This is a genomic window from Bacillus sp. JJ722 (genome assembly GCF_036963345.1).
GTDB lineage: Bacteria > Bacillota > Bacilli > Bacillales > DSM-1321 > Bacillus_AD.
This window is the reverse complement of the sequence record NZ_JBALMO010000143.1, coordinates 18,826-32,086: the sequence shown is the minus strand read 5'-3', so window position 1 is coordinate 32,086 and position 13,261 is coordinate 18,826. Positions and strand designations below refer to the sequence as shown.

General features: G+C 36.4%; 7 protein-coding genes. All 7 read left to right on the top strand.

Going from position 1 to position 13,261, the window contains the following annotated elements; all coding sequences use genetic code 11:
• Positions 1-97: 97 nt before the first annotated feature.
• On the top strand, positions 98-1,453 hold the full coding sequence (locus V7014_RS17380) for an L-cystine transporter (protein ID WP_335508700.1): 1,356 nt from the start codon (positions 98-100) through the stop codon (positions 1,451-1,453).
• A gap of 178 nt (positions 1,454-1,631) precedes the next feature.
• Positions 1,632-2,966 carry a CoA-disulfide reductase gene (locus tag V7014_RS17375; RefSeq protein WP_335508698.1) on the top strand — a complete coding sequence of 445 codons (1,335 nt, stop codon included), beginning with the start codon at positions 1,632-1,634 and terminating at the stop codon, positions 2,964-2,966.
• A 338-nt stretch (positions 2,967-3,304) separates the two neighbouring features.
• On the top strand, positions 3,305-6,685 hold the full coding sequence (locus V7014_RS17370; protein WP_335508697.1) for a GH36-type glycosyl hydrolase domain-containing protein: 3,381 nt from the start codon (positions 3,305-3,307) through the stop codon (positions 6,683-6,685).
• A 147-nt stretch (positions 6,686-6,832) separates the two neighbouring features.
• Positions 6,833-7,804 (top strand): LacI family DNA-binding transcriptional regulator, encoded by a 972-nt coding sequence (locus V7014_RS17365; RefSeq protein WP_335508696.1) that lies wholly within the window; start codon positions 6,833-6,835, stop codon positions 7,802-7,804.
• Positions 7,805-7,907: 103 nt separating this feature from the next.
• Complete coding sequence (locus tag V7014_RS17360; protein WP_335508695.1) at positions 7,908-9,269, top strand: ABC transporter substrate-binding protein; 1,362 nt, start codon at positions 7,908-7,910, stop codon at positions 9,267-9,269.
• A 28-nt stretch (positions 9,270-9,297) separates the two neighbouring features.
• Positions 9,298-12,249 carry an extracellular solute-binding protein gene (locus V7014_RS17355; protein WP_335508694.1) on the top strand — a complete coding sequence of 984 codons (2,952 nt, stop codon included), beginning with the start codon at positions 9,298-9,300 and terminating at the stop codon, positions 12,247-12,249.
• Complete coding sequence (locus V7014_RS17350) at positions 12,246-13,244, top strand: carbohydrate ABC transporter permease (protein ID WP_335508693.1); 999 nt, start codon at positions 12,246-12,248, stop codon at positions 13,242-13,244. Before V7014_RS17355 ends, V7014_RS17350 begins: the two co-directional genes overlap by 4 nt.
• Positions 13,245-13,261 lie beyond the last annotated feature (17 nt).

Genomic DNA, 13,261 nt, shown 5'->3' with positions numbered 1-13,261 from the left:
AAATGTTAAATAAGAAAGACTAACTTTAAAGAAGAAGGTGCTTAAATTGGATTCTAATCTAGTTTATGTTTTATTAAATATTGCGGCATTATTAGCAATGGTATTCGTTTTATATCGTATGCAAACTAAATATGTCTCTTTCTCTAAGCGTGTATTCGCCGGTTTAGGAATGGGTATTGCTTTTGGGGCAGTACTACAATTTTTCTTCGGATCAGACCATGAAGTAGTTAAAGCTTCTACTGATTGGTTTGGGATTATCGGTAATGGTTATGTTCGTTTATTAAAGATGATCGTTATGCCACTTATTATGGTTTCAATTATCTCCGCTATTACAAACCTGAAGTCTTCTAAAGGTTTAGGAAAAATGGCAGGTTTAATTATCGGTATTCTTGTATTCACAACTTTAATCGCAGCAGCAGTAGGTATCTTCTCTGCAAACTTATTTGACTTAAACGCTGAATCAATTCAAGCTGGCGAAGCGGAAACAGCTCGAGCTGAAACACTTGAAGGAGATGTTGAAACGGCTACTACTTCGATTCCGCAAAAAGTATTAGAATTTATTCCTACAAATCCATTTGAAGATATGGCAGGTGGGCGTCCAACATCAACTCTTGGTGTAGTAATTTTCTCTGCTTTCGTTGGTATTGCAGCGTTAGGTATTAAGCGTAAAAAGCCTGAGCAATTTGAAACTTTCCAAAAAATTGTCGGTGTAGCATATGCAGTAACAATGCGTATCGTTACCTTAATCTTACGTTTAACTCCATTTGGTGTTTTAGCATTGATGGCAAGTACGGTTGCAACAACAAGTGTTGCAGGTATTGTTAATTTATCAACATTTGTAATCGCATCTTATGTAGCACTTATTATCATGATTATTGTTCACTTAATTTTAGTGACTGTAGTAGGTTTAAATCCAATTCAATTTATTAAAAAAGCAATGCCAGCTTTAACATTCGCGTTTACATCACGTAGTAGTGCGGGTACTATTCCATTAAGTGTTAAATCACAAACTAAAGGAATGGGTGTTTCTGAAAGTGTAGCTAACTTTGCAGCATCTTTCGGTTCATCGATTGGACAAAACGGTTGTGCAGGTATTTACCCAGCTATGCTAGCGGTTATGATTGCTCCAACTGTTGGTATTAACCCAATGGATCCTGGATTCATTATCCAAGTAGTCTTAATCGTAGCGATCTCTTCATTCGGTGTTGCCGGCGTAGGTGGTGGAGCTACATTCGCAGCTCTAATTGTACTATCGGCGTTAAACTTACCAGTAGGCTTAGCGGGTCTTCTTATCTCGATCGAGCCATTAATCGATATGGGACGTACAGCAGTAAACGTGTCTGGTTCTATGACTGCAGGTGTTGTATCTGCTAAAATCTTAGGAGAAATGGATACCAAAATCTACAACAGCAATCAGGGCTTAACTGACGATGAAGATTCAGGTGTAGCTTAATAAAAAATGTGGTTTGGGTAAACAAACCGTTCAGGCTATTGCTAGATCTCTCACTTCACTATGAAGTGAAGTTGTTTATATGGAGGGCAAGCACTAGTGAGAACTAGATGGGAGAACCAACTTCTTAATCTATAGATGCTTCAACTTATAAGAGCTTCATTGAGAAAGGACGAATAACATGAGAATTATTATTATTGGTGGCGAAGCAGCAGGAATGAGTGCTGCAGCAAAAGCAAAACGTATGGCGAGAGATGCAAGCGTTGTAGTATATGAAATGAGTGACATCGTATCATTTGGTGCATGTGGATTACCTTATTATGTTGGTGATTTCTACGATAACGAAGACCGTTTAATCGCTAGAACGCCTGAGAAATTCCGTGAATCAGGAATTGAATTAGAAATCCTTCATCAAGTAACGAATGTTAACACTGTTGACAAAAAGGTAACAGTGAAAAATTTAACTACTGGTGAAGAGTTCGAAGATAACTACGATCGTTTATTTATTGCAACAGGTGCTTCAGCTGTTCTTCCTCCATTTGAAGGAAAAGATCTTGAAAATATCTTTACTTTAAAAACAATGGAAGATGGAAGAGCATTAAAGCAAGCGGCAATGAGAGAAGAAAACAAAAGTGTTGTAATAATAGGCGCTGGTTACATTGGCCTTGAAGTTGTAGAAGCGATGAAGAAATTAGGTAAAGAAGTAACGTTAATTCAATTAACAGATCACATCTTGCCAGACAGCTTTGATAGTGATATCACTTCAGTTCTTGAAAAAGAAATCGAAGCTCATGATATAAGCCTTAAGCTTTCTGAAGGTGTTACAGCTCTTAAAGGAGACGGAAAAGTACAATCTGTTGTTACAGATAAAGGTGAATACTCTGCTGATATCGTTGTAATCGCAACAGGTGTACGTCCAAACACTTCTTTCTTAAGAGAAACAGGTATGGAAATGCTGGATAATGGTGCAATCGTAATTAACGAATTTGGTGAAACTTCAATTGAAAATGTTTATGCTGCTGGAGATTGTGCATCCGTCTATCACCTAATCCGTAAAGAGAATGTGTACATTCCATTAGCAACAACTGCTAACAAAATTGGTCGTATCATCGGTGAAAACTTAGCAGGAAGCCGTTCTACTTTCGAAGGTACTTTAGGTTCAGCTTGTCTTAAAGTTATGGACTTTGAAGCTGGTCGAACTGGCCTAGGTGAGAAAGAAGCTGAAAAGATGGGTATTCCGTATAAAACAGTGTTCATCTCGGACAAAAACCAAACAAACTACTATCCAGGACAAGAAGATATCCATGTTAAATTAGTGTACCATGCTGAGACAGAGAAAATTTTAGGTGCTCAAGTAATTGGTAAAAACGGAGCGGTACTACGTGTTGATGCTCTTGCTGTTGCAATATACAGCGGTTTAACTACTTCTCAACTGGGTATGATGGACTTCTGTTATGCTCCACCATTTGCAAGAACATGGGATGTAATGAACGTCGCAGGAAATGTTGCGAAATAATAGCTGAATGAAAGAGAGTTACCTTCAATGCAGGAGGTGGCTCTTTTTTTGTTTTTATGAACATAAATTTTTTGAAATACATTTACAGCGTCTAGTGGTTCTCCTTTTCTTTCAGTCCATCCCTCATTGTTATAGTAGTGAATAAATTGTGAATTTCACAAAAATTATGTTGAAAGCGGTTACTTTTTTATGTATAGTGAAGTTATTGAAACGTTTCAATAACTTCATAATTTTGATTTTTTCTTGTTGATTTGATCGATGAGTATTCTTAGGAAATCGCGATTATGAAGATGAAATAAAATGTGAATTCAACAAGAATTAAAGAAAGAAGGGAAAAGATGAGAGTAGCTACAGGAGAAAGGCATTTACAGCTAGAACAAAAAGTAGACATTATTCGCTTCGAAAAAGGTAATAGTAGATGTGAGTTTTTATCCACTGGTGATGTTTATCAGTTTGTTGGTGACAACATTTTGATTAATCAATATATTGGTAACTCGGTAGATGGTTCAGCGAATAATATTTACATGCGTGTGTACGATGGTGATACCATTCACGTTAAGCCTTTATTAGGAATTAAATCAACTAGTACATTTGCATATAACGAACATAGTGCTGTTTGGTCTGGTTCATATGAAAATATTAATTACAAAGTAACCTTCATGCTTCATGAGGAAGGAATTTGGACTTGGAATATTGATGTAACTGGTAGTGAACGTGAAGTGGACTTTATTTATGCTCAAGATTTAGGTGTAGCTGATAAAGGCGCAGTAACAACAAATGAGTTATACATGAGTCAATACCTTGATCATGTTATTTTGCAAGGCGAGAATGGCTATGTGATTAGTTCTCGTCAAAATCAAACACAAGGTGGACAATTCCCTTATTTACAACAAGGATCAACGGATACGAAGATTATTGGATTTTCGACAGATGGAATGCAGTTCTTCGGAAAAGAATATAAATTCACTAACGAGCCTGTTGCATTAAGTGGTGATTTACCGAATTCAAATTATCAATTTGAGCTTTCTCATGTTGCTCTACAAACAGAGAAAATCCAACTTGATGGCGAGAGAAAAGTAGGTTTTTATAATATATTTAAACCTCATCATGCTAAAGCGATTACTGAAATTGAGTTTGTGGATGAGGCGAAAGAAGCGATTGGAAAAACGCCTAAACCACTACAAACACCTCTCGTTTCTATACCGAAAGTAAAGGTAAAAGAACAGTTCGGTAAACCTTTTGTTTCGGAAGAATTTACGGAAGAAGAAACTTCAAAGTACTTTGCAAATAGAATTCTAGAGGAGAAGAAAGATAGTCAACTACTGTCGTTCTTCACTACGGATCATGCGCATGTTATTTTACAGGCTAAGGAAAGACGAGTGGAGCGTCCACATGGACATATTATTACTTCAGGGTTAAGTCTAGAAGAAATTCCTAAAGGATTAATTACTTCTACTTCATATATGAGCGGAATATTTAATGCGCAAGTGGTAATTGGAAATACGACATTAAATAAGTTATTGTCAACTCCACGAGGTCTATTAAATATCTTTAAGAATTCAGGTCAACGTGTATACATAAAGCAACAAGAAGAATTTCGTTTACTAACGATGCCTGCCGCGTATGAGCTTAATATGAATTACGCGAAATGGTATTACAAGGTCAATGAAGATGTTGTAATTGTTACTTCCTATTCAGCGTGCGATCAAGCAGACATCATCCTTGATGTAAGATCGGAAAATGGTAAAGAATATGAATTTATTGTAACGAATCAGCTTGTAATGGGTGGAACAGAGTTTGAACAACCTGTCTTGGTATCTCACAAGGGGCAGTCGATTACAGTGAAGCCAGAGGAAGGTACATTCTTAGCCAATACGTATCCTGCTATTCAATATAACATGTCTGTAATCGGAGCTTCTATGGAAGTGAAGGATGACTGTATATTCTTTGAAGATGAAATAACACGAAATGGTACGTTACTAACGATGGAGTTAGCAAAGACAAATCATTTCAGTATAGTGATACAAGGAAGACTAGAACAAGAAGTGAGTAATCTTGTTGTTGCTCCTTCATTTGAGGCAGAAAAGGCAAAATTCAATGCTCTATATCAAAAATTGACCCGTGGATTCCACTTATCTATTCCAGGACAGGAACGAGAAGACATTGAAAAACTAAACCAAATCTTCTGGTGGTATACACATAACGCAATGGTACACTATGCTGTTCCACATGGATTAGAACAACCTGGTGGTGCAGCCTGGGGAACACGTGATGTTTGCCAAGGGCCGATGGAATATTTCCTAATGGCTGGTCATTATCAAGCTGCGAAGAAAGTGTTAGAAGAAATTTTTAGTCATCAGTTTATTGAAAATCAAGAGTGGCCGCAATGGTTTATGTTTGATCATTATAATATGCAACAAGATGATTCTCATGGAGATGTTGTTTTCTGGCCATTGAAAGCTTTAGGTGATTATATTCGTGTAACAGGTGATGATTCGATTCTTGAATCACAAGTACCTTATCGTCATCATCATAACAGTATGCCAACGGAACTTTCAGAAACGATTTTGGCTCATGTGAAGCGAGCTATTGAAACAATTAGCGAGCGTTACTTATATGATACAGCATTAATCAATTATGCTGGGGGCGATTGGGACGATACATTACAACCTGCCAATTCAGCATTAAAAGAGAAATTAGTAAGCTCTTGGACGGTTGCATTAGCTTATCAAACTATTAAGCAATTAGGTGTTGTCCTTCATGCATCAGATGCTTCATTTGCTGAGCAGATGACTTCTATGTCACAAGACATTAAAGCAGCCTTTCATGAATATTTAATTAAAGATGATGTAATTGCTGGGTTTGCGTATTGTGAAAGCGCTGATGAAATCGAATATATGCTCCATCCAACTGATTCAAAAACAGGCATTAATTATCGACTGTTACCGATGACGCGCAGTATCATCAGCGAGCTGGTTTCTCCAGAGCAAGCGAAGAAGAATGTGGCTTTAATTGAGGAACATTTAACGTTTTCGGATGGCGTACGTCTAATGAATCGTCCTGCTACCTATCGCGGTGGCGTGAGCCAATTCTTCCAACGAGCGGAGCAAGCAGCTAATGTCGGCCGTGAAGTAGGATTACAGTACGTACATGCACATATTCGTTTTATTGAATCAATGACAAAGTTAGGATCATCTGAGAAGGCATGGAATGGCTTATTCACAATTAATCCGATTAACATCCATGAGCATGTACCTAATGCAGAAATTCGTCAAAGTAATGCGTACTTTAGCAGTTCAGATGGTTCATTCTCATCGAGATATGACTTCCAAGAACACTTTGATAAATTGCGTAATGGTGAAGTGAAAGTAAAAGGTGGATGGCGTATTTATTCTAGTGGACCAGGAATATATTTAAATCAATTAGTTACGAATATTTTAGGATTACGATTTAATGATCAAGAATTAATCATAGATCCGGTCTTACCAACTGATTTAAATGGCTTGGTATTCTCGTTTGAAATGGATAATCGTCCTGTTACAATCACTTATCATATGGAAGCTCATGCGAAGCATGTGGAAAGAATTGAAGTGAATGGACAAAATGTAGACTTTATTCTGCAGTCTAATCCTTACCGTCAAGGTGGAGCGGTTGTGAAGTTAGATATGTTGAGAGAACTTCTGCAAGCAGAAAACGAGATTTCTGTTTATTTAAAATAAGAAATTACCTTTTATGAAAAAAACCTTTAGGGAGCCGATTGTAGCTTATTTTTGAATAAAATTTGAAATCTTAGAAAGTATCTTGAAAACGCTATCAATTATTGATATAGTTTGTTTATTGAAACGTTTCGAAAGGTTTGAAAAGATATGACGACTTTAAAGGATGTTGCCAAAAAGGCAAATGTAAGTTTATCAACAGTATCGTATGCATTAAACGATAGTTCAAGAATTACAGAAGCAACAAAAGAAAAAGTAAGAAAAGCGGCTCAAGAACTAGGCTATGTTCCAAACGGTGTGGCTAAAAGTTTAAAAAGGCAAAAATCAGAAATTATTTCATTGTTCATATCAGGATATAAAGGACCGGTTTTCGGACAATTGATCCAAGGAATACAAGATGTTGTAAATGAAAAAGGATATGAACTGATTGTAAATGCCTCTTATAACGAGCATCGACTACTTAAGGAAAAGCATTTCGATGGAGCTTTAGTTCTAAACCATCGAATTGATGATGAATTAGTTCATGAAGTTGCATCAAGCCAAATGCCACTTGTTGCACTCGATCGATTTACGGTAGAAAACCCATATATTTCAAGTGTGTTGATTGATAACACGCAAGGTATTTCCTTAGCAATGGAGTACCTTATGCAAAAAAAATTTACGAAAATCGGATTTGCAGGAAGAAATACAACTGGTCTCGATGGTTTAGAACGATTCGATGCTTATAAAGGAATGCTTCGTAAGTATGATTTACCTCTTGTAGACAATTTTGTTTATGATGGTCACTATGAAAAAGAAGCTGCTTATAACGAACTTGATACTGTTATAAAGAACGGAGTAGAAGTTCCAGAAGCAATTGTTTGTGCAAATGACGAGATGGCTTTAGGAATTATTGATGCATTAATTGAAAACGGATATCGTGTTCCAAATGATGTCTCTATTATTGGATTTGATGATATTCAACTTGCCAAGTGGGGCGATACAGGATTATCAACAATTAGAGTTCCGTTATATGAATGGGGCAGAAGCGCTGCTCAAGCGTTATTTTTGAAACTTGAAGGAAATGAAGCAGTTACCCATAAGAGAATGCCAGTAGAATTAATAAAGAGAAACTCAGGTTAATAATTTTTTTTAGGAAAAATTTGAAACGTTTCGATAGATTTTTCTTTGAGTTAAATGTATCGAAAGTTTGTACGGCTAAGAATTTACGTAAAGGAGTTTATTTATGAAAAAAATCGTCTCTGTATTATCCGCAGCAGCACTTTCCCTAAGTTTAATTGCCTGCTCCAATGGTGAAGCGACTGATAAAGACGCAGGAAAAGAAGATAAAATTAAGTTGACTTACGCTAACTGGAATTTGAATTCGGAAGAAGAAATCAATATTGAAAAACTTATGATTAAAGAATTCGAGAAACAGAATAAAAATATTGATATTGTCATTGATGAATCTCAAGATCCGAAAGATTGGAACGGTTCTTTAGCAGCATCTGCTAGTGCTGGGAAACTTCCAGATGTATTCATGATGCATAATATTCCTTCTTCATACGGGAATGATTGGTTATTAGATATCACAGAATTTACGAAGAATGATAAAGAATGGTCGACAATTGCACCTTCTGTTCGAGAAGCGGTTGCGATTAATGATAAAACATATGCCGTTCCATTCGCGCAACATATGGCCGGATATTTCATTAATAAAGATTTATTTAATCAAGAAAACTTAGATGTACCAAAATACGGCTGGAGTATTGATGAGTTTACTTCTTCCGTAAAATCACTTACGAACCTTCAGAAAAACATGATTGGCTTAGGCAATAACGATACAATTGTAGACTGGTATCCAAATGCAGCTAGCGATCAATTAGGTTATTACACTTACGATGGTGAGAAATATAACTTAAATAGTAAAGAATTCATTGAAGGTGTTAACTTAGCTCGGGATTTATCGAAAAATGGAATGGTTTACGAAACGTTACCTGCTGAAACTAAAGCACAATTCGATGGTGAATACCAATCAGATGTATTCAAAGCTGGCCAAATGGGCGTATTTTGGGATGCGACATGGGCGATCACTGACTTTACAGATTTAGCTTCAATCGATTGGGATTTTGTTGGTGTACCAGGTGGAAAGAACATCATTATTAACGACTACCTTGGTATTTCTGCAACTACGAAAGAAAAAGAAGCAGCATATGAGTTTGCTAAATGGATGTCGTTCTCTAAAGAAGGATTTATGAAACGTATGGATCTAGCAGAAGAAAATGAAAAAGCATTAAGTACACTACCAATTTCAACTGATCAAGAAATACTAGATAAATATTTTGCTAATGTAGATGTTCCAGGGTTATTAGAAGCATATGAAAATATTGATAAGGCTGTAGTAGAACCAGTTAAATCAGTGCCTGGCTATATTGAATCACGTTGGGACGCAACAACAGGTTTAAAAGTTGGCGATAAAGAAAATGCAACAATTGGCGACATTATTTTCAATTCTGTTCAAGGTGATGTGAAAATTGAAGATTATACAAACCAATTAAATGAATTAGCTAATAAGAAGCATGAAGAAGCTAAGAAATCAATGCAATAGTCAACTAACTTGAGGAGGTAATGTAATCATGAAATATTGGAAAATAACATTGTCGATGATACTGATGAGCTGCATGTTAGTCAGTAGTATGATCTTTCCGAATCTAACCCATGCGACATCAAATACTACGACTCAAGCAGATCTCAAGGAATCAGGTGGACAAGTTGTTGAACGTGATTACAATTCTGTCCTCAAAGAATGGAAGCAAAAAGGAGTAAGCAGTGGTGATTTTACTACCACTGTTTCTCCTAAACAATTTAAAAATGTAGATGCAAAACAGCTGCAAAGTGGTAAAAGTGCAAAAGGTTATAGTGACAGTGTTTTCTATTGGCATAATGAAAACGAAATAAAGGTAGAAGTGGATGTACCTAAAGAAGGCCTATATGAATTAAAGGTAGATTACTATCCTTTAGGAGATGGCAGTATTCCAATAGAAGGCTCCGTCAAAACGAATGGAACTTTTCCGTTTTTTGAGGCTCGAAGAATAATATTTGATACATATTGGACAACAAATAAAACAACATTTGAACAAGATAAAAGTGGGAATGATCTGCCATCCGATCCGATACTTCATAAAGAATGGAGAACAGTGACGATGCGTGATGCAGCGTATCTTGAGGAAAAACCATTACAATTCCATTTACAAAAAGGCAAGAATGAAATAGTTTTAAAAAATGAACGTGGTGAAGCCTTAATAGGTAATGTAATGATCCAGACGGAAGAAGAAACGGATAGTTACAAAGAATACAAGGCTAAGCATAAAGGGAAATCAACTAAGAACGAACTTATTATCGTAGAAGGAGAAAAAGTAAAATATCGCAATAACTCCTACAATGTACCATTAAATTTTCAAGATCCAAATCTAGTTCCTTACGATTCGGAGAAAAAGCGAATCAATGCATTTGGCGGCGAAGGCTGGTACAAAAGTGGTCAAAATGCGATTTGGGAATTTGAAGTGGAAGAAAGCGGTTACTACAACATAAGTTTGAAAATTTTGCAGGATCTAAAAGATGAAAGCCCTGTTTTCAGAACAATAAAAATCGATGACAAGCTTTTGTTCGATGATTTAAAAGCTTATCCGTTTTCGCATGCAAAAGAATGGACAAATACTACGTTGGAAAACAAAAAAGGTGAAGAATTTTCCTTTTATTTAGATAAAGGCGTACATACTTTGTCTTTAGAAGTAGATGCTACTCTAATGCAAGATACAGTGAAAACACTAGAGTCACTAACGAGAGAAATGAACGATTTAAGCTTGGAGCTGAAGAAGCTTACAGGAAATAATAAAGACGCTAATAGAGACTGGGATGTTGTCGAATATATTCCAGATATTCAAGACCGAATTGCTTCGTGGATTAAAACATTAGAAGAGCAAATTAAAGTCTTGCAAAAGTATAGTTCTTCGAAAAAGAACTCTAGTTATATCGTTATGCTTAAAGAATGTATAGATTCGTTAGAGAGATTAGCGAAGGAACCAAATAAAATTCCAAATCGATTAACGGAATTAACAGAAGGAACAGGTTCTATATCACAACGTTTACTTGATTTATCAATGGAAGTGCAGTTCCAACCTTTAACTATTGATCGCATCTATATACATAGTGAAGATCAATCACTTCCGAAACCTACGGTTGGATTCGGTAAGAAGGTAACAGAAAACGTAAAACAGTTTATGCTTTCTTTCGGTAATGATGATCAAGAGGCGGAGGAAGAAATAGAAGTATGGGTAAACCGTCCACGTAAATATGTTGAATTGATGCAAGATATGGCTGATAAAACATTTACGCCAAAAACAGGTATTAAAGTGAATTTTTCAATTATGCCAGATGAAAATAAGTTGATTTTATCAAATGCGGCAGGTACACAGCCTGATGTAGCCTTAGGTGTTAGTACAAATATTCCATATGAACTAGCCATTCGTGGTGCGGCTCTTGATTTACGTGAGTTTGATGACTTCGGCAAAGTGATTAGCACGATTTCACCAGGCGCAATGCTTCCTTATATTATCGAAGATTCGGTATATGGTATTCCTGAAACGCAAGACTTCTACGTCATGTATTATCGAGAAGATATTCTGAACAAATTAGGTATTCCTATTCCAAATACATGGGAAGAAGTGTTAGAGATTCTACCCGAATTACAAATGTACGGGATGAACTTCCACACACCTCTTGATGCTGCAGGTAGCTTCAAGCCATTCATGGCAACAGCACCATTTATTTGGCAACATGGTGGTGACTTGTACCAAGAGAATGGTATGGGAACAGCTATTAATTCTGAAGAAGCTTTAAATGGAATTAAGTTTATGTCCGATTTATTTACAGTTTATAGCTTACCGTTACAAACACCAAACTTCTATAATCACTTCCGTTACGGAAAATTGCCGATTGGTGTTGCACCGTTTTCTACATATGTCCAACTATCTTCAGCTGCGCCTGAAATTGCAAATTCGTGGAAGATTGCACCACAGCCAGGTGTGAAAAACAAAGATGGTGTAGTAGAAAGATGGGCGGCAGGATCAGCACAAACAAGCATGATTTTTAAAGATACGGAAAAGAAAGAAGCATCTTGGGAGTTGCTGAAATGGTGGCAAAGTACAGAAACACAAGTAAGTTTTGCCAATCAATTACAAATATTATTTGGACCAGAATATTTATGGCATACCGCAAATTTAGAAGCATTTGAACAAATGTCATGGCCTGAAGAACATAAAAAAGTTATCTTAGAGCAATGGGAATGGTTAAGAGAAGTTCCGAAAACGCCTGCTGCGTACATGCTTGAACGTGAAATTAGTAACATTTGGAATAAGGTTGTGTTCGATGGAGAAAATCCACGGGTAGCAATCGATAGCTCTATAAATACAATTAATCGTGAAATGAATAGAAAGATGGAAGAGTTCGGATATATGAAGGATGGAAAGATTGTGAAAGAATATCCGATTCCAACAATTGAACTAGTAGAAAGTTGGGTTGAGGAATGAATAAAACTGAAGCTCAAGTACAAAAGATAGAATCAGAGGTTGAGAAGGTTGAGTTAAAAGTAGCAGAACATAAGAAATCGCAGAAAAAAGGTTTATTAAGTCGATTCAGTCAGAAAGTGGATGACCATTCTACATTTGTTTTCTTAACTCCTTACTACTTGTTGTTTTTCTTATTTATTGTAATCCCAGTAGGTGCGGCAGTATTCCTGTCGTTCACCTACTTTAATACGATTGAAACACCAGAATTTATTGGAATAAGTAATTATGTTTCGTTATTAACACAAGATGAAGTGTTCATGCAATATGTTCTACCGAATACGTTGAAGTTCTCTTTATTAGTAGGGCCTGGTGGTTATATTCTTTCCTTTCTATTAGCGTGGATGCTAGCGCAAATTCCATCAAAGCCTAGAACGGTATTGGCTTTAATCATTTATTCTCCATCTATGATTGCTGGTGTAGCGATGTCAGTTATTTGGACCATCATTTTCAGTGGTGATGGATCGGGTTACTTCAATAGTATTTTAATGAAGTTTGGCTTGATTGATCAGCCTGTTCAATGGCTTCAATCACCGGAATATTTAATGACTATTATGATGATTGTAACACTTTGGAGCAGTATGGGTGTTGGATTCTTAGCGATGCTATCAGGTGTACTAAACATCAATAAAGAAATATATGAAGCAGGTTATATCGATGGTATTAAAAATCGTTTTCAAGAAATCGTGTATATTACGATACCGTCAATGAGACCACAGATGCTGTTTGGAGCTGTAATGGCGATTGTAAATACCTTTCAAGCTGGTGCAATTGGTGTACAACTATCGGGACAAAACCCTACTCCACAATATTCAGGGCAATTAATGGTTAACCATATTGAGGACTTTGGATTTATACGTTATGAGATGGGTTATGCAGCAGCCATATCAGTAATACTCCTTTTAATTGTATATTTCTTCTCAAAAGTTGTTCGTAAGTTGTTTGCGGATCAAGACTAAAAAATTAAAAGACGAGG